This is a genomic window from Solwaraspora sp. WMMA2080 (genome assembly GCF_027497395.1).
Classification (GTDB): Bacteria; Actinomycetota; Actinomycetes; order Mycobacteriales; family Micromonosporaceae; genus Micromonospora_E.
In genome coordinates, this window is record NZ_CP114910.1 from 877,072 (window position 1) to 897,416 (window position 20,345).

Genomic DNA, 20,345 nt, shown 5'->3' on the forward strand with positions numbered 1-20,345 from the left:
GCCTGCGGATCGGGGTCGTGACCGCCGGTTCCGGCGACCGCCCGGCGTTGTTAGAATGAGAATCATTTTCTGCTGGGGGTCGCGCTCTCGCCGTGGTCGGCTCCAGTGTGGTTGGAGGCCGGCCGGGTGGGGCTCGGAGCGCCGGCCGGTGGGCGCGGCACTCGGCAGGAGCCGGTGGCGGATGGAGGCACGGGCGTGACGGGCATCGTCGTCGATCAACGGCTGTGTGTGGGGGCGGGTCACTGTGCCCGCCTCGTGCCCGACCTCTTCGATCAGGATCCGCGTACCGGGGTCGTGGTGTGGTTGGGCGGCGGGGGTGACGTCCCGGGTCGCGACGGACTGCGGGAGGTGGTCGCGCTCTGTCCGTCGGGTGCCCTGCGGTGGGAGGCTGTCGCCCCAAGTTGACAATGGTTTTCATCTCGGTGATGCTGTCGTCTGCGGGGGTCCCCCGCGACTACTGTGCTCGACCCCATACCGAGGAGCATCCCTTGGCGCATAGATTCGAACGACGTACGCTGTTGCGGGCCGGTGCGATGTCCCTGGCCGCCGTCGCAGGCGCGCCCATCCTCGCGGCCTGCTCCAACGACGACACTGCCCCCGCCGCAACGGCGTCCGGCACACCCGCACCCAGGTCCGGTGGGACCCTGCGGGCCGCGTTCGTTGGCGGCGGCGCGGCTGAAACGCTCAACTACCTCTTCGGGCCGACGGGTCTGGACTACGTCCGGGCCCGCAGTATGCACGGCGCACTCGGGGTGCTCGATCCGACAGCGGAGCACGGCGTCCGCTACGGCGTGCTGGAGCGCATCGACATCAGCGACGATCTGAGCACGTACACCGTGAAGGTCCGCCCCGGAGTCACCTTCACCGACGGAACCACTCTGACCGCCCGCGACGTGCTCTATTCGCTCAACGCCCCGGTCACCCTCGGTTCGCTGCCGTTCCTCAAGCCGCCGTCGCAGAACTTCGACCTGGCCGCCGCGAGCGTTGACGACGACCTGACCCTCGTGCTGCCGACGCTGCGTCCGATCGCCGACGGCCGGCTCGTGCTCTGTCAGAGCAGCCTGGTCTTCAAGGACGGCACCACCGAGTTCACCCCGGACATGCCGACCTGCGGGCCGTTCAAGCTGGTCGAGTTCGAGCCTGGTCAGGGCGCCGCCTTCGCCCGGCACGACGACTACTACGGCCTCGCCCTCGACGGAGGGCCGTACCTGGACGGGCTCGAACTGCGGACCATCCCGGACGCCGCCGCCCGGGTCAACGCGCTGACCGGCGGACAGGTCGACTTCGTCAGCGACATCGGGCCGGTTGCCGCCCGGACGGTGGGGGAGGACGAACGGTTCGCGGTGGCCGTCTCCGACCTGCCGTACGCGACGTCGCTGTCCTTCGGGCTCAATCTGTCCTTCACCCCGTTCGCCGACGTCCGGGTCCGGCAGGCGGTCAAGTACGCGATCGACCGCGAAGCGATCGTGCGTAACGTCTTCTTCGGTCGTGCTTTCGTCGGCAACGACCTGCCCTCCCTCGGCTTCACCGACTACGCCGAAGAGATCGAACAGCGGCCGTACGACCCCGACCGGGCGAAGGCGCTGCTCTCCGAGGCCGGGGTCGGTACGGTCAAGGTCGCCGTCACCACCGCGCCCGAGGTGGCCGGGATGGCCGAGACCGCGACGGTGGTGGTCGAGAACCTCAAGGCGGTCGGCATCGACGCCACCCTCGACCAGCGCCCGCCGGGACAACTGTTCTCCGACTTCGCCGCGTACACCCAGTTGCCGTTCGCGGCCAGCTACACCCCGCCGGTGCCGCCGCTGTCCAGCTACGCGGCGACCCGAACCGCCGGCTCGCCGTCCACTTTCGGTTTCAATCGGCCGGACATCGACGAGCTCGTCGCGCAGGCCCGTGGGGCGGTCGACGCCGACCAGCGCCGCGCGGCGGCGGTGCAGGCACAGCAGCTGATCTGGGAGGAAGGCAACCAGGTGATCCCGGTCTTCGCACCGTCGATCAACGGTCAGGTCGCCACTGTGCATGGTGTGCGCGACGAGCCGTTCAGCAGTTTCGAGCAGGCATACCTGGCGTGAATCTGGCCCGGGTCGCCGCTGTCGTCGCCCGACGTACCGCCGCTGCGGTCCTGGTCCTCGCCGTCCTGTCGGTGTTGATCTTCACCGTGACCGAGGTGCTGCCGGGCGACGCGGTCGGCGTCGTCGCCGGTGCCGACGCGACCACGACCGATCGGGAAGAGCTCCGCCGGGAGCTCGGCCTCGACGTGGATCCGGTGCAGCGGTACGTCGATTGGGCGACTGCCGCCCTGCGCGGCGACCTGGGCACCGGGTACGTCGGCCGCCGCGAGGTGACCGAGGTGCTGGTTGACCGGCTGCCGAACAGCCTGTTGCTGACCACCCTGGCGATGGCGCTCGCGGTGCCGCTGGCCGTCGCGGTCGGCCTGGTCGCCGGTATGCGGGCCGGCCGGCGTACGGACCGGCTGCTCAGCACCGCGACCCTGGTCGCGGTCGGTGTCCCCGAGTTCCTCGTCGCGGCGTTGCTGGTGGCGGTGTTCGCCGCCGGCCTCGGTCTGCTACCCGAGGTTTCCCTGGTGCCGCTCGGCGGTCGGCCGTGGGACGAGCCCCGAATCCTGGTGCTTCCGGTCGCGGCGCTGGCGGTCGCGGCGCTCGCCGCCGCCGCACGGCTGCTGCGGGCCTCGGTCGCGGAGATTGCTTCGGCACCGTACGTCGAAGCGGCCCGGCTGCGGGGGGTGACCGGTTTCCGGCTCGCCGTGCGACACGTGCTGCCGAACGCAGTGGCACCCGCCGTACAGGTGACCGCGGTCATGTTCGCCGGTCTGATCGGTGGCGCGGTGGTCGTCGAGACCTTGTTCAACTACCCAGGGATCGGCTACGAGCTTCAGCAGGCGGTGGCCAACCGGGACGTGCCGATGGTGCAGGGGCTGGCCCTGGCGACCTGCGCCACCGCGCTGGTCCTGCTGCTGCTCGGTGACCTCGCCCAACTCGCGCTGAATCCCGCGTCACGGGGGCGGTCATGACCAATACCGCGCCGGCGATGGCGGTCGGGCGGGTCGCCCACTCCCGGGTGACCCTGCTGCTCGCCGGCTTCGCAGCCGTCGGCGTCGTGCTCGTCGCGCTGGCCGGCCCACTGCTGGGCAGCAGGTCACCGACAGCACCGGTGGGACTGCCCTTCGAGGCCCCTACCGGGGCGTACCCGGCCGGCACCGACGCGGTCGGTCGCGACGTGCTGAGTCGCCTGCTGCACGGCGGTCGTGCCGTGGTACTCCTCGCTATTGGCGCGACCGCTCTCGCCAGCCTGTGCGGGGCGCTGCTCGGCGTGTTCGCCGGACTGATCGACCGACGGACCGGCGAACTGGTCGTCCGGGTGGTGGACGTCGTCGCGGTCGTGCCCGGGCTGCTGGTGCTGCTGGTGCTGGCGGCCGGCTTTCCGGGCAGCGACAGCGCGGTCCTCGTCGGGGTGGCGCTGGTCAGCCTGCCGTTCTCGGTGCGGGTCCTGCGTGCGGCGACCTGGCAGGTCGCGGTGCGTGGGTTCGTCGACACCGCGCGGGCGCGGGGGGACAGCCGGTGGCGGATCATCCGGTACGACCTCGTCCCGAACATCGTCGGCACCATGCTCGCCGAGGCCGGCATCCGGTTCTCTGCCGCCGTGCACCTTACCGCCACCGCCGGTTTCCTGGGCCTCGGCGCGGGTCCGCCCACCCCGAACTGGGGCCGGATGGTCAGTGAGAACGCGGCCGGGATCAACCTGACGGTCTGGCCGGTGCTGCTTCCGGCGCTGCTGCTGGTGCTCTTCACCGTGTCGGTGAACCTGCTCGCCGACGACCTCGCCGCCCGGTGGGCGGACCGGTGAGCGCCGATCGGCAGCTCGCGACGATCGACGGCCTCGTCGTCGGCCCGGCTGCGGGTGGGCCGCCCATCGTGGACGGGGTGCGGCTACGGATAGCGGCCGGCCAGGTGGTGGCGATGATGGGACGTTCCGGATCCGGCAAGAGCACGACGGCGCTGACGCTGCTGGGACACGTCCGGCCCGGACTGGCGCTGCGGGCCGGCGCCGTCCGGGTCGCCCGATCCGATCCGTTCACCTCGGCCGGTGCCGCGGCGGTCCGCCATCGACATGTCGCCTACCTGCCACAGGACGCCGCCGCCACGTTGAATCCGTCCCGCCGGCTCGCCAGCCAGCTCGGCGAGGCCGTCGCCGACGCCGCACGGCGCGGCGAGACCCAGGGTGGTGCGACGGTGGCGCACCTGCTGGAAGCCGTACGGCTGCCCGCCGACCGAGACTTCCTGCGCCGGTACCCGCATCAGATCTCCGGCGGTCAGGCGCAGCGTGTCGCGTTCGCCATCGCCCTCGCGGCCGACCCGGACCTGCTTGTCCTCGACGAGCCGACCGCCGGCCTCGACCCGGTGCTGGCCCGTGGTGTACAGGAGCTGATCAGATCGTTGACCGGGCACCGGGCCACCTTGCTGATCAGCCATGACCCGGACCTGGTCCGGGCGGTCAGCGACGAGGTGGTCGTCCTGGACGGGGGCCGCCCGGCGGTCACCGGACCGCCCGGCCGGGTCCTGGCCGCGCCGGCACCGGCCGGGCCCGGCCCCGCCACCGGGTCGGCCGACCCGGTGCTCGCGGTCCGGGGGTTGGGCACCCGGCACGGCCGGCGTACGGCGCTCGCCCAGGTGGATCTCGACGTCGCTGCTGGGGGTTGCCTCGCTGTCGTCGGCCCCTCGGGTGCCGGCAAGTCGACGCTCGCGCGATGTCTGGTCGGGTTGCACCCCTATGACGGAGCCGTCCTGCTCGACGGTGCGCCGCTGCCGGCGACCACCCGGCGACGCAGTCCCGCCCAGCGACGTGACCTGCAGCTGGTGGCCCAGGACAGCGCGGGCGCGCTGAACCCCCGGGAGACCGTCGGCCACGCCCTGCTGCGTCCGCTGCGGCAGTTGCGTGGCCTCGACCCGCGAGCGGCCCTTGCGGCGGCGGGCGAGTTGCTGGACCGGGTGCATCTGCCGGCCGGCGTCGCCGATCGGCGACCGGGCACACTGTCTGGTGGGGAGCGTCAACGGGTCAACCTCGCGCGGGCGCTGGCCTGCCGGCCCCGCGTGCTGATCTGCGACGAGGTGACGTCCGCGCTCGACGTCGCGACGGCCGGTACGGTGCTGGGGCTGCTCGCCGAGCTGCGTCGTGACCTGGGGCTCGCGGTAGTGCTGATCACCCATGACCTGGCCGCCGTGGCCGGGTGGTCCGACGCGGTCGTCGTGCTCGACGCCGGCACGGCGGTGGAGTCCGGCCCGACCCTGGCGGTGCTCAGCTCACCGCGGCATGAGGTCACCCGGGCCCTGCTCGATGCGGCGGGCGGCCGGTGACGAGGAATCGGCCGGGCCTGAACTCATGACGGTTCGGCCGGCGTGGAGTGCGCCGGTGCGGTGTCGTCGTCGAGCGGAAAGCAGCCGGCGAACGGGTCCGGCAGGTCGCGCCAGCGGTCGAACCCGTCGGCGATCTCGTCGTCGGTGAGCAGGCACGCGGTCAACAGGTCGGTGAGCGCCGTCGCGTCGACTCGCAGGCCGACGAACGCCAGCGCCGTGCGGCGGTCACCGTAGTAGGGATCCCAGCTCAGGTCGGCGGCGATGCGACGATAGTCGCTGGCCTCGCCCCACCGGTCCGCCGGCAGTGCCGCCAGCCAGTAGCCGAGGCTGCCCATCGCGACGCCGCCACCGACGAACTCGAAGCCCACCACGGCGTCGGGCTGGCTGGCGATCCACAACTGCCCCCGCCCCCGGAGCAGATCCTCGGTGAGGTCCTCCAACGCGTCGTGCAGCCGCTGGGGGTGGAACGGGCGGCGGGTCTCGAACAGCAGCGACACCACGCCGCAGTCGCTTTCGGGAGCGTGCACGGCGATCGGGAAGCCTTCCAGGGCGCGACCGAGCGGGCCTGGCGCGGCCGGGTCGTGCCGGCCGGTGCGCAGCAACGCGGCCGCCAGATCGCCGTGCTGTCCGGTGTCTTGTAGCCCCGTGTCGTGCTTGGCGCCGATCTTGAGGTGCCGGGCCCAGGGCGCGAGCCGGTAAAGCAGAGCGGACAGCCGCGCCTGCTCGAAGGGGTCACCGGAGCGTTCCCACGACACCACCGTGTCGGCGTACTCGATCTGGCGGACCACCACCTCGGCGACGGCCCGGTGGTCGTCGTCAGCGGCGTGCAACTGCCGGTCACGCAGGTCATCGGTGCTGGTCAGACCGTGACCGCTACCCGCGTTTCGACCGTCAATGCCAACCCGTCCGATCGGAGGAGAGCCGGTGCGTGACTACTACTCGCCGGTGGCCGAGTTCTACGAGATGGTCGCCGCCCGACAGGCGACCAGCAGCGGACCGGCCCTGGCCGCCGCGCTCACCGGTGTCGACCCGTCAGCCGGGCCGGTCGTCGAGATCGGTGCCGGTACCGGTCGGGTCACCGAGATCATCGCCGCGGCGCTGCCGAGCGCGCGGATCGTGGCGGTCGAGCCGTCCACCGCGATGCGGGCGGTGCTGACCAGCCGGGTCGCGGCCGACGACGGGCTGCGGCAACGGGTCACCGTGGTCGACGCCGCCGCACCGGACCTGCCGCTGCCCGCCACCATCTGCGCCGCCGTGGTGTTCGGCGTCGCCGGTCACCTCGACGAAGCAGCGCGGATCCGACTGTGGCGGCTGCTACGGAGCCGGCTCGCGCCCGGCGGTGTGGTGGTGGTCGAGCTGATGGGCGTACGGCAGCCGCGGGAGATCCCGTCGGCGCTGTCGATCCGCGATTCGATCGGCCGGCACGACTACGAGTGGTGGGTCGCCGGTAGCCCGGCCGGCGGTGACCTGATGCGGTTCACCACCACCTGGCGGGTGTACCGCTCCGGTCGGTTGGTGCGTGAGGTGACCGACAGCTACGACTGGCACACCATCGACGGCGACCAGCTCGCCCGCGAGTCCGGCATGGTCAGCCGGCCCGCCGCCGCCGTCACCGGCGCCGGAGCCCCAGAGGTGGTCGTCCTTGCCACCGCATGATTCGACTACGGCCGCCCGCCGCACCCTGGTCACGGTCAGCGTCGCCGCCGCCATCACCACGATGGACATCACCATCGTCAACGTCGCGTTGGCGGCGGTCGCCGCTGATCTGTCGGCTACTCTCCCGCAGCTGCAGTGGACGGTCAACGCGTACCCGCTGCTGTTCGCGGCCTTGCTGCTCGTCGGCGGATCGGTGTCGGACCGGCTCGGTCGGCGGCGGATCTTCGTCGCCGGCGTGATGCTGTTCACCGTCGGTTCGCTGCTGTGCGGCGTTGCGCCTGACCCGGGGGTGTTGATCGCCGGCCGGGCGGTGCAGGGCATCGGTGGCGCGCTGATCTTCGCGCCCGCGTTGCCGTTGCTGGCGGCGGCCTACCCGGGGGAGCGGCGCAACGCCGCGATGGGAGTGTTCAGCGCGACCGCCGCCGTCTCCGCGGCCATCGCGCCGCTGGTCGGCGGTGCGCTGGTGTCGAGTCTCGGTTGGCGGGCCATCTTCCTGGTGAACCTGCTGCCCGGCGCGTTCGTGCTGTTCGGCGCGCTGCGCTGGCTGCCGGCCGCCGGTCGGCAGCGGGGCCGTCGGCTCGACCTCGCTGGGGCGGTCCTCGGGGTGCTGCTGCTCGGGGCGGTCAACCTGGCGGTCATCTCCGGCGCCGACGACGGATGGACGCGTCCGGTCACGCTGGTCGCCGCCGGCGTCGCGCTGGTCACCCTCGTGCTGTTCGTCGCCACCGAGCGGCGGGTCGCTGATCCGATGCTGCAACTGGCGTTGTTTCGGATCAGGGCCTTCACCGGGGTGAGCGTGCTGAGCTTCCTGACCCGGGCGGTCGGGTTCGGCACGATGCCGTACCTGGTGCTGTGGCTGCAGGGCATGCTCGGTTACTCGCCGCTGCAGGCCGGGCTGCAACTGTCCGCGTTGTCGGCGGCGATCGTGGCCGGCAGCCTCGTGGTGGCGCGGCTGCAGCACCGGTACGGCAACCGTACGGTCGTGGTCACCGGTTTCGTCGTCATCTGTGTGGGCTACCTGCTCGTCGCCCGGGTCGGCGCCGACTCGACATGGCTGGTCGCATTGCCGGGCCTGGTACTGATCGGCGCCGGCATGGGACTGCTGTTCGCGCCGCTGATGGGCATCTCGGTGTCGGTGGTACCGCCGCAGCGGGCGGGGATGGCCAGCGGTACGGCGAACGTGTTCTTCCCACTCGGCACGGCGGTCGGTGCCGCCGTCTTCGGCGCGGTGCTCGCCGGCCGGGTCGGCTCGGGGTTGTCTGACGACGCGATACGGACTGCCGGGGCGGCCGGGCCGACGGCCCAGCGGCTGCGGGATCTGACGTCGGCCGGGCGGTTCACCGACCTGCCGCCTGAGGTGGAGGTGCTGGCCCGGGTCGCGTTCGCCGAGGGCCTGGCCACGGTCTCCTGGGTGGCGGCCGGGGCGGCGGCCGTCGGAGTGGCGGTCGCGCTGGCGACGGTTCCGTCCCGACGTGACAAGCCGGACGTCGCCGTCGCGCGGACACCGGCGAGGGCCGACGTACGGCGACCGGACGGCGGCGACTGATCACGGAAGTCGGGCGATGTGGGTACCGGTCATCGTGCCACCGGTGCCCGGCACCCACATCACCACCGATCCTCCTCGCCACCATTATGATAATGGGAATCGTTATGTACAAGGGGGTTGGTGTCGTGAAGCAGTCGCCTGCGGAGCCCGGCCGATCCACCCGGCAGCGCAACGAGATCCTCACCCTGCTGGACGCGACCGCCGAGTTCCGCAGTGCTCAACAGCTGTACGCAGAGCTACGTGCCCGGGGCTCGACCGTCGGCCTGACCACCGTCTACCGGACCCTGCAGGTGTTCGCGAATGCCGGTCAGGTCGACGTGATGCACGGCGCGGGTGGCGAGCAGCTGTACCGCCGGTGCAGCCAGACCGAGCATCATCACCTGGTGTGCCGGCTCTGCGCCCGTACCGTCGAGGTGGCCGGGCCACCCACCCAGGAGTGGATCGGTCAGGTCGCCGATGAACACGGCTTCACCGACGTGAACTACATGCTCGAGCTCTTCGGGGTCTGCATCAACTGCGCCCGGCGCGGCGATGACTGAACGATCGGGCCCGACGGTGACGGCGGGCCGGTTCCGCGAGGTGATGCGCGCCTATCCGACCGGCGTCGTCGGGGTGACCGCCGCCACCGACCGAGGCCCCCGCGCCCTGCTGGTCGGCTCCTTCCTCTCCATTTCGCTGCGGCCGGCGCTGGTCGGGTTCTGCGTGGGGGAGCAGTCCACGACCTGGCCGGACATCCGACAGGCGGCCCGGTTCGGGATCGGCATTCTCGCGGCCGACCAGCAGGACCTCGGCAGAACGCTCGCCGCACCCGGCCCGCAACGCCTGGCCGGAGTGCCGTGGCGGCCGTCCAGTGCCGGTGTCCCGGTCCTCCCAGGCGTGCTCGCACATCTGGAATGTGTACCGGTCGTCGAGCACCCGGCCGGCGACCACACGCTCGTTGTCGCGGAAATCCGCTCCGCCGAGAGCCTTCGCGACCACCAACCGCTGATCTTCTTCCATCGCACCTTCGGCACCGTCACCGATGCCCGCAGCGGCGACCGACAGGTACGGTCCGGCTGATCGCCAGTCCCCGGCGGCGTAGCTGAACGCCGGATTATCGGCCGAGTACGACGTGCACAGGTTGCGCCCCTGGCCCGCCACGGACCACCTGAGGTTCAAGCGTAGAAGTCACCATAAAGGCTGAGCTACGCCAGCTCGCCGGCCATGACCCTCGCCGAGATCAACACCGCGGTCGAGGCGCTCTCCGGCATCGCTGACGTCCTACGCACCGCCGACCCCGTCGACAAGGCCCAGGTCTACCAGCAGCTCGGACTCAAGCTCACGTACAAACCAGGCCCCCGCATCATCGAAGCGGAGGCCAACCCTGATGAATCAGGTACCAGTTTGTGTCCGAGGGGGGACTTGAACCCCCACGCCCTATACGGGCACTAGCACCTCAAGCTAGCGCGTCTGCCATTCCGCCACCCGGACCTACCCGGACCACTCTACCGCCCCCATTCGGTAGGCCGACAGCCGGACGTCGACACCGTGGGGTCGGCGGCTGAGGGCCGCACGGGGCAAGACTGTACACGAACGGAGTGGATCATGCACAACCGTGCCGACGGGCGTTGCCGGCAGGCACGGCAGCTAACCGGACAGGAGCATCTGGATGGTGCCGGCCACTGCGGTCACCGCGTCGAGCGGGGCGTCCGCGAGCCGGCAGATCGCCACACCGAGCAGTAGCCAGGCTCCTCGGCGGCGCAACACGACCCGGACGGTGACATGGAACTCGACCGGCGGCAGGGGCCGGGCCGCCTGGCTTGCTCCGACGCTGCCATCGCCGCCGGCGTCCGCGCGGTGACCTGGTCCGCGTCGGCCTTGGCCTCCGACCGACCGTCGTCCGGTCGTCATGACCGATTCCGATGTCCGGCCGACCGGTCCCGGATCGACTGACGTGCCTCGGTAGCCGACATGCCGAACAGGTGCCTGAAGTCTCGGGCGAACTGGTCCGGACGGGAGTAGCCGTGCGCGGAAACGATCTCGTTGATGGCGGTCGACGACAGTTCCGGGTCGCGCAGGCTGCGGCGGCATTCCGTCAGCCGCAGTTTCTTGACGAGTTGCATCGGTGTCGTCCCGGTGTCTTCGAGAATCCTGTACAGGTAGCGGGCGAGATGCTGGCGGCTCCGGCGATTCCGACCAGGAACGCCGCGACGAGCCCGCGTCCCGGCATCCGTCTCGGTAGGATCGAGCCGACGAGTGGGCGTACCGCCGCCTCGGGCGCTGGCACGAGAGCCCGGGGGAAGGTCACCATTGCCAGCCTCATGGGGGTACGCCCGGGCACGTGCCGGGCATCCCAGGGGCGTGACGTGTCATAGAGCGCGATGTCCCGTGGGCGTAGCGTCCCTGGTTACCGTTCTGCTCGACCCGGAGCTCGCCGCTGACGAGGACGCAGACCCGGTAGGACTCCGGATCACTGGCCCGGATCAGCCGTTGCGTCCGGAGGGCCACGCCTTCGGTGTCGGACAGCCAGCTCGTCGCCTCGACCTCATATTGGCCGACCTGGGCGATCCGAATCGCGGTGGTCAGGGACAGCGACGAACGGCCACGGATCTCCACCGGCGCGACCTCGGCCGTCGCTTCGGTTCGGTAGTACTCGTAGCGGTCCAGGGGGGTGGACCGAACCGGTGTCGTAGAGGGTACGCACTGCAGATCACTTCCTGCTCGAAAACTCTGCTGACAAGAGAAGTGTCGGCACCGTGGACCGGGTGGAGTTGGCTGTGGATGCACAAATCACACTGTCGTACGTCGATATGCCGGCCGCCTTGCCGGTCCACCGTGTCGGCGTCAACGGCCGGCCAGGGGCAGGTCAGAGCATGTCAAGGGTCGTTGTGCCCCTGCCTGACAGGCACTGGAGCCCGGGAAAAACCGCAGCGGCCCCCCTACGATCGGTCGTGGACGTACCCCCTGATGAGGAGGAATCCGCTCGTGACTGCCGTGACCGATCAGCGCACCCCGACCTGGGCCGGCCGCGCCGGCGCGGACGACGGGCTGCTGCGGGTGCTCGCCGCGCCCGACGACGCCGAGCTGGCGCAGTTGGACGCCTGGTGGCGGGCCGCCAACTACCTGACCGTCGGGCAGATCTACCTGCGGGGCAACCCGCTGCTGCGCGAGCCACTCGCCCCGGAGCACATCAAGCCGCGGCTGCTCGGCCACTGGGGGACCAGCCCCGGCCTTTCGTTGATCTACGCCCACGTGTCCCGGTTGATCCGGCACACCGGCCAGCAGGCGATCTACCTCACCGGCCCCGGCCACGGCGGCCCGGCGCTGGTGGCCGCCGGCTACCTGGAGGGCACATACACCGAGATCTACCCGGACGTCACCCGCGACGAGGCCGGCATGCTGCGGCTGTTCCGGCAGTTTTCCAGCCCCGGCGGCATCCCCAGCCACGTCTCGGTCACCACCCCCGGCTCCATCCATGAGGGCGGCGAGCTGGGCTATGTCCTGGTGCACGCCTTCGGCGCGGTGATGGACAACCCGGACCTGCTGGCCATCGCCGTGGTCGGTGACGGCGAGGCGGAGACCGGTCCGCTGGAGGGCTCCTGGAAGGGTGTCTCGTTCATCAACCCCGCCCACGATGGCGCCGTATTGCCGATCCTGCATCTCAACGGCGCTAAAATCGCCGGGCCGACGGTGCTGGGGCGCAAGGACCGCGGCGAGGTCCGTTCGCTGCTGGAAGGCCACGGGTACGAGGTCATCGAGGTCGAGGGCGACGACCTGCCCGGCATGCACGTGCGGTTCGCCGCCGCCCTCGCCGACGCCTGGGGCAGGATCCGCCGGATTCAGGAGGCCGCGCGCTGCGGCGACTGGGACGGCTCCCGCCCCCGCTGGCCGATGATCATCCTGCGGTCGCCGAAGGGCTGGACCGGCCCGGAGCAGGTTGACGGCGTCACCGTCACCGGCACCTGGCGGTCGCACCAGGTGCCGCTGTCCGGCGTCCGGGACAACGCCGACCACCTGGCGATCCTGGAAACCTGGCTGCGCTCGTACCGCCCGGAGGAACTGTTCGGCGCCGACGGCGCGCCGACCGCGACGGTGACCGGCGTCAACCCCGACGGCGACCTGCGGATGAGCGCCAGCCCGCACGCCAACGGCGGCCTGCTGACCCGCGACCTGGACATGCCCGACTTCCGCGAGTACGCGGTCGACGTGCCGCAGCCGGCGCGGCTGCGCGCCGAGTCGACCCGCAAGCTCGGCGAGCTGATGCGTGACATCTACACCCGCAACCCGGACCGGTTCCGGCTGTTCTGCCCGGACGAGACGAACAGCAACCGGCTCGGTGCCGTCTTCGAGGTCTCCGACCGCGGCTTCATGGAGGAGGTGTATCCGACAGACACGGCGATCAGCCGTGACGGCCGGGTGATGGAGGTGCTGTCCGAGCACAACTGCCACGGCTGGCTGGAGGGCTACAACCTGACCGGCCGCCACGGCATGTTCGCCACCTACGAGGCGTTCGCCATGGTCAGCGCGTCGCAGACGGTGCAGCACGGCAAGTGGTTGCAGGAGGCGGCGCACCTGCCGTGGCGGGCCAAGGTGCCGAGCCTGAACATCCTGCTGACCTCGACGGCCTGGCGTAACGACCACAACGGCTTCTCCCACCAGGGGCCCGGGCTGATTCAGGTGGTGCTCAACCAGCGGGGCACCGTGTCGCGGGTCTACCTGCCGCCGGACGCCAACTGCCTGCTGTCGGTCGCCGACCACTGCCTGCGGTCCAGGTCGTACGTGAACCTGATCGTCATCGACAAGCAGCCGCAGCTGCAGTGGCTGACCATTGACGAGGCGGTCGAGCACTGCGCCAAGGGTGCGGACATCTGGGAGTGGGCCGGCACCGACGACGGCAGCTCGGAGCCGGACATCGTGCTGGCCTGCGCCGGTGACGTGGTCACCATGGAGACGGTCGCCGCCGCGCAGATCCTCCGGCAGCGGCTGCCCGGCATGAAGGTCCGGGTGGTCAACGTGGTCAACCTGATGCGGCTGCCCCGGCCCAAGGACCACCCGCACGGCATGAGCGAGACGATGTTCACCGAGCTGTTCACCGACTCGGTCGACGTGGTGTTCGCCTTCCACGGCTACCCGGGGGCCATCCACCAGCTGGTGCACGGCCGGCCGGACGCCGACCGGTTCCGGGTGCGGGGCTTCATCGAGGAGGGCACCACCACCACCCCGTTCGACATGACGGTCCGCAACCGGGCGTCGCGCTACCACCTGGTGATGGACGCGATCAACAACGCCCGGCGGCTGCCACGCGGTGCCGCCGACCTGAAAGTCTGGTGCGAGCAGCAACTGGCCCGGCACGAGGCGTACGTGGTGGAGCACCTGGAGGACATGCCCGAGGTGCGGGACTGGTCGCTGGGCGACTGGGCCAACCAGGGCTGAGCGCGGGTACCCCGACTAGGCTGTCCACATGGCAGTGGTGAAGATCAACGCGATCGAGGTCCCCGACGGCGCCGGCGACGAGCTGGAGCGGCGGTTCGCCGCTCGCCAGGGGGCGGTGGAGAACGCGCCCGGGTTCCTGGCGTTCGAGCTGCTGCGCCCGGTCGCGGGGGAGGGCCGCTACTTCGTCTACACCCGCTGGGAGAGTGAGGAGGCCTACCAGGCGTGGGCGGCCGGCCCGGCCCGGCAGGCCCACGCCGCCGGGGACGGCGAGCGGCCCCGCCCGGCGGTGGCGACCGGCGCCAGCCTGCTCGAGTTCGAGGTCGTGCAGTCGACAACCCGGTAAACGGGGTATAGCTGCCCACATGATGTGGCTGTGGGCGGTACCGGGTGGCGCGTTGATCGCCGTGGTGGTGGTCGACGTCTGGTTGACGATCCTGCACCCGGACGCGGAGGGCCCGCTCGCCGGTGCGGTCCGGCGGTCGGTGTGGCGGCTGTCGTCGTTCGCCGCGAACCGGCGTCGCCGACCCGAGCGTACGTTGCTGGTCTGGGCCGGGCCGGTGCTGGTGACCGGCACCTTCCTGGCCTGGATCGTGCCGCTGGTGTTCGGGGTCGCGTTGGTGGTGTGGCCGCACCTGGACGGCTACCACCGGGTCGCCGGTTACGGCCCGGCCGGTTTCGACGACGCTCTGTACTTTTCCGCCGGCACCCTCACGGTGCTCGGCTACGGCGACCTCACCCCGGACACCTCGGCGCAGAAGCTGCTCGCGGTGTGCGTCGCGGCGCTCGGCTTCGCGTTGTTCGCCGCGCTGGCGACGTACCTGATCGAACTGATCACCGGGTTGACGGTGCGGAACCGGTTCGCGCTCGCCGTGCACGACCAGGTCCGCGGCAGCGACGGCGTCGGGCTGATCGTGCGCAGCCTGACCGCCGAAGGGGTCGACGCCGCCCGGCAGCGCTGCGCGGACTGGGCGGCCGACCTGCGCGCGATCGACGACACCGTCCGGCGGTACCCGTTGGTGGCGCTCACCTACCGGCCGCGGCGGCCGGACTACGACCTCGAACCGGCTCTGGAACATGTCGTCGAGGCGACCGTCGCCGCGCTGCTCACCGCCCGCTGCGCCACCTGGCGTGGTCTCGGACCACGGGCCGAAGAGCTGGCGTACGCGTTGCTGCGCGCCCAGGACACAATTGCCCGCCGCTACCTGAACGACACGGTCCTGGACGTCGACGACGACGCCGACCACGACGACGCCGACCAGATGCTGCGGCGCCTGCAGTCGCGGCTCGCCGCCGAGCTGGGTGACCGGTACGACCAGAAGACGAGCCGGGACGGGCTGGTCGGGGTGGTGTTGGCCCGGTCCGTACCGTTCCTGGCCGGTCTGCGGGGCTGGTCCGCCCCGTTGGTGACGCTGCGCGACGTCGACCGGTCCTCGGCCGGCACCGGTCAATGTGATTAGCTGGCCGCTGCCGACAAACCGATGGGAAGGAGATGTCGGACGTGTCCGACGCCCTGGTCAGCGCCGCGATCGTGATCGGATCGGCGGCTGCGGCGGCCCTCGCCGTCACCGTCGTCTACCGCATCCTCCGCTTCGCGGGCCGCCGCTCCACGCTGCTCACCGACATCTCCCGGCGCGCCTTCTGGCCGACGGCGATCATCGCCGCGCTGCTCGCCGCCCGCTTCACCATCCCGATCGCCACCACCAACGGCTGGCACGAGCCGGTGCAGCACGCGATCCTGCTGGCGACCATCGCCACCGGCGGCTGGCTGGTTGCCACCCTGCTCGGCCTGGCCGCCGACACCGCGCTGCGCCGATTCCCGATCGACGTCAACGACAACCTCGCCGCCCGCCGCGCGCACACCCAGATCACCGTGATCCGCCGGGTCGCCTTCGCCGTCGTCGGCGTGCTCACCGTCGGCGCGATGCTGATCACCTTCCCCGGGGCCCGAGCCGCCGGCGCCAGCGTGCTGGCCTCCGCCGGTCTGGTCGGTGTGGTTGCCGCGCTCGCCGCGCAGAGCACCCTCGGCAACATCTTCGCCGGTCTGCAGCTCGCCTTCGGCGACGCGCTGCGCCTCGACGACGTGGTCGTCGTCGAGGGCGAGTGGGGCCGCATCGAGGAGATGACTCTCGGCTACGTGGTGGTGAAGATCTGGGACGAGCGCCGGCTGATCCTGCCGTCGAACTACTTCACCACCACGCCGTTCCAGAACTGGACCCGGACCGCGTCGTCGGTGCTCGGCACCGCCGAGATCGACGTCGACTGGAGCCTGCCGGTCGAGTCGATGCGTCAGGAACTGCGCCGCATCGTCGAGTCGGAGGCAGCCGCGCCGCTGTGGGACGGCCGGGTCTGCGGGCTGCAGGTGACCGGGGCCACCGACGGCAACATCCGGACCCGCGCGCTCGTGTCGGCGGCGAATTCGTCCGCCTTGTGGGACCTGCGGTGCCTGGTCAGAGAGCAACTGGTGGCCTGGGTGCAGGAACAGCATCCGCAGTCGCGGCCCCGAGTCCGCGCCGAGGTCGGCGGCCACGACGGTGGTACGTCGCACCCGGCGGCCCCGCTGCAGCGGGTCAACCTGTCCGACCCCGCTGCGGTCGAGACCACCCCCGGCGTCGGTGACCAGAACTCGTCCGCCGACCACCGTTAGCAGCACCTACGCCACGGGGTCGAACCGGTGGGAACTTCCGCGCCGCCATGTCCGACTCAACTATCGGAAGACCCCGAACGGGGAGACAAGCGCCGCTACCGGGTGGCCCCGGTAGCCGGCCCACCCTTCGTATCCGAACAGGGAGAACACGACACGTGAACATCAACGGATCGGACCGCTGGCGTACCGCTTTCGCGGTGGTCGGCTTCGCGGCGGTCGGCGTCCTCGCCGGCTGCGGCGACGACTCGTCCAGCTCCACCGACGCCGCCGACACGTCCACGGAGCCGTCGGCGTCTGCCTCCGCGATGTCCGACGGGATGGACGGGATGGACGGGATGGACGGGATGATGATGAACGACCCGTCCGCCACGCCGGCCGATCAGATCGACGGTGCCGTGGAGGCCCCATTCGCCCTACTCGACACCCGGCCACCGGGCACCGACGACGCCGCCGGGACCGCCTGGCTGGCGCAGACCGAGGACGGCACGACGGTCACCGTGAAATTGACCGGGCTGGAGCCCGGCGCACAGTACATGGGGCACCTGCACGCCCAGGAGTGCGCCGTCGACAACGGCGGACCGCACTTCAAGTTCGACGAGAGCGGCCCGGAAACCCCGCCCAACGAGGTCCACCTCGGCTTCACCGCCGCCGAGGACGGCACCGGCACCGCGACCGTCACCAACGAGCAGCAGGTCGGCGACGCCGCCAAGTCGGTGGTCATCCACCCGATGGAAACCATGGACAACCGCCTGGCATGCGCCGACTTCTGAGCCACGCCGCGGTCCTGGCCTGCGCGGGGGTGGCGGCGGTCACGTTCGCCGCTCCCGCGCAGGCGCACACCGAACTGGTCTCCGCCGCCCCCGGGCCGGGTGATGAGGTCGCTCCCGGTGTGGCGACCATCGCGTTGACGTTCGGCCCACTGTCCGGCACCGGCGAACGGCGGATCACCGTCACCGGCCCCGACGACACCGCTGTGGCGGTGGGGGAGGCGGTCGTGGTCAACGCGAAGACCCTGTGCGCCACCGTCGACCCGCTGACTACTGGCGTGCACGCGCTCGCGTACGAAGCGACGTCGGCTGACGGGCACGCGATCAACGGCAAGTTCTACTTCGAGGTCGTTGAGGGCGGCACCGACAGCGCTGACCCCGGCGACTGCGCCCGCGCGGTGCTGCCGGCACCGGACGCCGCCGCCCCGGCCGGCCCGCCCGACCGGGGCGTCGGGCAGGTGCAGGCCGTACTGATCGGGGTCGCGGCAGGCGGCAGCGGACTGCTAGTGATGCTGCTCGCCGGTTGGCTGCTCCGCCGCCGGGCCGAGCGACGCCCGGCCGGCTGACCGACGCCGGCACCCGCAGCCCGCCGGCCCAGCCCGGCCTACCTGGTCGGTCGAGGACGTCCTGCGACACCAGTCCGCCGTGTCCGTAGAACCCGAGCGCTGTGAGGTTGATGCGGGTGGTGCCGGCCGCAGCCCGGTCGGACGGCCACTTCGATTCGAAGGGCACCTTTGGCTGCTGATCGACGACCAAGGGCGACCGCTGCGGGGCCGGGATCTGTCGCCTCGCTGAAGTGACACAATCGGTGGCTCCGGGTACTGGCGCACCTTGCGGGCGAAATGAGAAAGTATGCGCCGCGACGCAGTGACCGGACCCGGACAGGCTGTCAGCCGGAGGTGGGATTATCGATGTCCGACGAGGACATTCAGCAGAATCCGTTGCCCGCCGAGCGCTGGCTCACGTCGGCTGAAGGCCAGCCGACACCCGGTGACCTGCCCCGCCGGCTCGGTTCCTCCCCGCGCTGGCCCCGACCGCCGGCGGACAGCCCGCTCTCGCTAGCCACCGCCCGGCTCGGCCAGGTCAGCTGGTCGAGCCCCACGACGATCGAGGGCGAAGTCACCGACGGCACATCGGCCGCCGGCGCAGGCCCTGCCGCCGACCGCCCGGCCCCGGGCGGCAGCGCGCCCGGCGGCAGGGGGCCCGGTACCCACGCCCTACCCGCCGCACCGGTCAGCCACGCCGACCGCTCGACGGGATCGCCGCGGCGTACCGCCATCGGCGCCGTCGCGGTCCTCACCGCCGCTGTCATCGCCGCGACCGTGGCCACCAACCGGGGTGCCCAGCAGGAGCCGATCCGGGGCGAGTTCGTCGCCGGAGCCCCGAGCGCCAGCACATCCGCCGCACCGCCGGCCGAAGAGCCGAGCGGCGAGCCGATCAGTGAGCCGAGCGAAGAGCCGACCGACCGGGCTGAGCAGGTTCGCCCGGTCGGCGACGGCGTACACACGGCCACGCCCGACACCGACGCACCCGGCGGCGGGCCGACCCCGGCCGCACCGGCCACCAACCCCCAGCCGGACCCGAAACCGACCGCCCCCGCGCACCTCACCCTGACCGTCGGCGGGACGTACGGGCTGGAGCCGGTCAACCTGCCCGGCCGCCGGGTGCGGCACTTCGAGTTCGAAGGCCGCGTCGACGTCGTCGACCAGCGCGGCAAGGCCGACGCCGCGTTCGTGGTCCGTCGCGGCCTGGCCAAGTCGAGCTGCATCTCCCTGGAGTCGGTCAACTTTCCCGGCTACTACCTGCGCCACCAGAACTTCCGCTTCTACCTGCACCGGATCGACGGCAGCGCCCTGTTCCGGGCCGACGCCACCTTCTGCCCGGTCGCCGGACTGACCGGACAGCACACCTCACTGCGCTCCTACAACTACCCGGACCGCTACCTGCACCACGACGGCAGATACCTGAAACTCTCCGAGATCGGCAGAGGCGCCAACGCGTCCTACGCCACCTTCATCGTCCGTACCCCGTTGTAGGCGGAATCGGCCGGGTGCCGGGGTCGCGGCGCATCGACCACAGCGGCGGCCCGCCGGGGGAGAGGTGCCGAGGGCCGGGCGTACGCCAACCGCGCACCGCCAGCAGGTCACGGGCGTACTCCTCGTCGGTGACGGTGTGCCCGACCAACCCGGCGGCGTCCAACGTGCGCTGATGGTGGTCGAGCAGCGCCGCGCCGATGCGGCGGCGGCGCAGCCACGGCGCCGCCGCCAGGTACACCAGCTCGTGGCCGACCACCGGCTCCGGCGCGGACCCGTCGGCCGGCCCCGCCGACAGCCCGGCCGACGGGCCGACCGGCAGCCGCAACGCCGCCGCCCGGTGCTCGTCACGCACCGCCCGCAGGTGCGCGACTCGCCGCCGGTAGATGCCGGCCGCGCCGAGCACCTCCCGCTCGTGGTCGGTCACCGTCGTCAACCGCATCGGGTACAGCTGCCAGATGGCCACCCCTTCCCGGTTGCCGGCGACGTGCACGACGCCGTGCGCCAGCCCGTGTGTCAACTCGACGTCGAACAGCCGCAGGAACGTGGTGTACCGGTTGGACACGTCGGCGATCAGCCAACCGGCCACCGGGTTGGTCACGAACGCCTCGGCGAGCAGCGCCGACAGCTCGGCGATGTCGGTGACGTCGGCGTCTCGGACGGTCATCTCGGATTCCATCGTGGTCTCTCCAGTGGGTTCGGAACGGGTGGCGGCCCGCGCCCAGCCGAGGAACCGGGCGTACGCCGCCGCCGGGGTCAGCCCCGGCAGGTCGAGGGCGGCCTCCGCGGACCGCTCGGCCACGTACATACACAGACCGATCCGGTCGTACGCGGCGACGAGTTGCGCCTTCGCCGGCTGACACGGCCACGGTGCCCGGCACACCCGGCAGCGCCACGACGGCCGTGCCGCCACGT

At 71.4% G+C, this 20,345-nt stretch carries 21 protein-coding genes and 1 tRNA gene; 16 read left to right on the forward strand and 6 right to left on the reverse strand.

The genetic code is table 11. From position 1 onward, the window contains the following. Positions 1 to 195: 195 nt before the first annotated feature. The 5 genes from O7543_RS03775 (at position 196) to O7543_RS03795 (ending at position 5,372) form a co-directional block, all read left to right on the forward strand. Entirely contained in the window at positions 196 to 405 is a 210-nt protein-coding gene (locus O7543_RS03775; protein WP_281555150.1) for a (4Fe-4S)-binding protein, read from the forward strand. Between the two features lie 83 nt (positions 406 to 488). Continuing rightward, on the forward strand, positions 489 to 2,072 hold the full coding sequence (locus O7543_RS03780) for an ABC transporter substrate-binding protein (RefSeq protein ID WP_281555149.1): 1,584 nt from the start codon (positions 489 to 491) through the stop codon (positions 2,070 to 2,072). Further along, on the forward strand, positions 2,069 to 3,031 hold the full coding sequence (locus O7543_RS03785) for an ABC transporter permease (protein WP_281555148.1): 963 nt from the start codon (positions 2,069 to 2,071) through the stop codon (positions 3,029 to 3,031). The genes O7543_RS03780 and O7543_RS03785 overlap by 4 nt, the downstream gene beginning before the upstream one ends. Continuing rightward, on the forward strand, positions 3,028 to 3,864 hold the full coding sequence (locus O7543_RS03790) for an ABC transporter permease (RefSeq protein WP_281555147.1): 837 nt from the start codon (positions 3,028 to 3,030) through the stop codon (positions 3,862 to 3,864). Before O7543_RS03785 ends, O7543_RS03790 begins: the two co-directional genes overlap by 4 nt. Then, complete coding sequence (locus tag O7543_RS03795) at positions 3,861 to 5,372, forward strand: ATP-binding cassette domain-containing protein (RefSeq protein ID WP_281555146.1); 1,512 nt, start codon at positions 3,861 to 3,863, stop codon at positions 5,370 to 5,372. The genes O7543_RS03790 and O7543_RS03795 overlap by 4 nt, the downstream gene beginning before the upstream one ends. 23 nt (positions 5,373 to 5,395) lie before the next feature. On the opposite strand, the gene O7543_RS03800 is transcribed toward O7543_RS03795, so the two are convergent. Beyond that, complete coding sequence (locus O7543_RS03800) at positions 5,396 to 6,202, reverse strand: GTP-binding protein (RefSeq protein WP_281555145.1); 807 nt, start codon at positions 6,200 to 6,202, stop codon at positions 5,396 to 5,398. A gap of 94 nt (positions 6,203 to 6,296) precedes the next feature. Here O7543_RS03800 and O7543_RS03805 point away from each other — a divergent pair, with 94 nt between their 5' ends. The 4 genes from O7543_RS03805 (at position 6,297) to O7543_RS03820 (ending at position 9,633) form a co-directional block, all read left to right on the forward strand. Further along, the gene (locus tag O7543_RS03805) at positions 6,297 to 7,028 is read left to right on the forward strand and encodes a class I SAM-dependent methyltransferase (protein ID WP_281555144.1); all 732 of its coding nucleotides are present in this window, start codon (positions 6,297 to 6,299) and stop codon (positions 7,026 to 7,028) included. Next, on the forward strand, positions 7,015 to 8,574 hold the full coding sequence (locus O7543_RS03810; RefSeq protein WP_281555143.1) for an MFS transporter: 1,560 nt from the start codon (positions 7,015 to 7,017) through the stop codon (positions 8,572 to 8,574). The genes O7543_RS03805 and O7543_RS03810 overlap by 14 nt, the downstream gene beginning before the upstream one ends. A gap of 125 nt (positions 8,575 to 8,699) precedes the next feature. Beyond that, positions 8,700 to 9,113 (forward strand): transcriptional repressor, encoded by a 414-nt coding sequence (locus tag O7543_RS03815; RefSeq protein WP_348650070.1) that lies wholly within the window; start codon positions 8,700 to 8,702, stop codon positions 9,111 to 9,113. Beyond that, positions 9,106 to 9,633 (forward strand): flavin reductase family protein, encoded by a 528-nt coding sequence (locus O7543_RS03820; protein ID WP_281555142.1) that lies wholly within the window; start codon positions 9,106 to 9,108, stop codon positions 9,631 to 9,633. Before O7543_RS03815 ends, O7543_RS03820 begins: the two co-directional genes overlap by 8 nt. Before the next feature lie 327 nt (positions 9,634 to 9,960). On the opposite strand, the gene O7543_RS03825 is transcribed toward O7543_RS03820, so the two are convergent. The 4 genes from O7543_RS03825 to O7543_RS03840 all read right to left on the reverse strand — a co-directional run bounded on the left by O7543_RS03825 (position 9,961) and on the right by O7543_RS03840 (position 11,169). After that, positions 9,961 to 10,044 (reverse strand) — tRNA-Leu (locus O7543_RS03825). A gap of 156 nt (positions 10,045 to 10,200) precedes the next feature. Next, a complete protein-coding gene (locus tag O7543_RS03830) occupies positions 10,201 to 10,464 on the reverse strand; it encodes a hypothetical protein (RefSeq protein WP_281555141.1) in 264 nt (87 codons plus the stop codon). Beyond that, positions 10,461 to 10,910, reverse strand: a complete 450-nt coding sequence (locus O7543_RS30125) for a helix-turn-helix domain-containing protein (RefSeq protein ID WP_348650116.1) — start codon at positions 10,908 to 10,910, stop codon at positions 10,461 to 10,463. The genes O7543_RS03830 and O7543_RS30125 overlap by 4 nt, the downstream gene beginning before the upstream one ends. After that, positions 10,873 to 11,169 (reverse strand): hypothetical protein, encoded by a 297-nt coding sequence (locus O7543_RS03840; RefSeq protein WP_281555140.1) that lies wholly within the window; start codon positions 11,167 to 11,169, stop codon positions 10,873 to 10,875. Before O7543_RS03840 ends, O7543_RS30125 begins: the two co-directional genes overlap by 38 nt. 432 nt (positions 11,170 to 11,601) lie before the next feature. Here O7543_RS03840 and O7543_RS03845 point away from each other — a divergent pair, with 432 nt between their 5' ends. From O7543_RS03845 to O7543_RS03875, 7 genes are all read left to right on the forward strand, one after another. Beyond that, positions 11,602 to 13,986, forward strand: coding sequence for a phosphoketolase family protein (locus tag O7543_RS03845; RefSeq protein WP_281555596.1), 2,385 nt, complete (start codon positions 11,602 to 11,604; stop codon positions 13,984 to 13,986). A gap of 28 nt (positions 13,987 to 14,014) precedes the next feature. Beyond that, entirely contained in the window at positions 14,015 to 14,329 is a 315-nt protein-coding gene (locus O7543_RS03850; RefSeq protein ID WP_281555139.1) for an antibiotic biosynthesis monooxygenase, read from the forward strand. 19 nt (positions 14,330 to 14,348) lie between these two features. After that, positions 14,349 to 15,443, forward strand: a complete 1,095-nt coding sequence (locus O7543_RS03855) for a potassium channel family protein (protein ID WP_281555138.1) — start codon at positions 14,349 to 14,351, stop codon at positions 15,441 to 15,443. 32 nt (positions 15,444 to 15,475) lie between these two features. Then, the gene (locus tag O7543_RS03860; protein WP_281567341.1) at positions 15,476 to 16,630 is read left to right on the forward strand and encodes a mechanosensitive ion channel family protein; all 1,155 of its coding nucleotides are present in this window, start codon (positions 15,476 to 15,478) and stop codon (positions 16,628 to 16,630) included. Between the two features lie 155 nt (positions 16,631 to 16,785). Next, positions 16,786 to 17,400 carry a superoxide dismutase family protein gene (locus O7543_RS03865; protein WP_281555136.1) on the forward strand — a complete coding sequence of 205 codons (615 nt, stop codon included), beginning with the start codon at positions 16,786 to 16,788 and terminating at the stop codon, positions 17,398 to 17,400. Next, positions 17,385 to 17,963, forward strand: coding sequence for a copper resistance CopC family protein (locus O7543_RS03870; protein WP_281555135.1), 579 nt, complete (start codon positions 17,385 to 17,387; stop codon positions 17,961 to 17,963). Before O7543_RS03865 ends, O7543_RS03870 begins: the two co-directional genes overlap by 16 nt. Before the next feature lie 345 nt (positions 17,964 to 18,308). After that, positions 18,309 to 19,433: an AbfB domain-containing protein gene (locus O7543_RS03875; protein ID WP_281555134.1), complete on the forward strand. Its 1,125-nt coding sequence runs from the start codon at positions 18,309 to 18,311 to the stop codon at positions 19,431 to 19,433. Here the strand turns inward: O7543_RS03875 and O7543_RS03880 are convergent. Next, positions 19,411 to 20,343, reverse strand: coding sequence for a hypothetical protein (locus tag O7543_RS03880; RefSeq protein WP_281555133.1), 933 nt, complete (start codon positions 20,341 to 20,343; stop codon positions 19,411 to 19,413). The genes O7543_RS03875 and O7543_RS03880 overlap by 23 nt on opposite strands. Between the last annotated feature and the right edge of the window lie 2 nt (positions 20,344 to 20,345).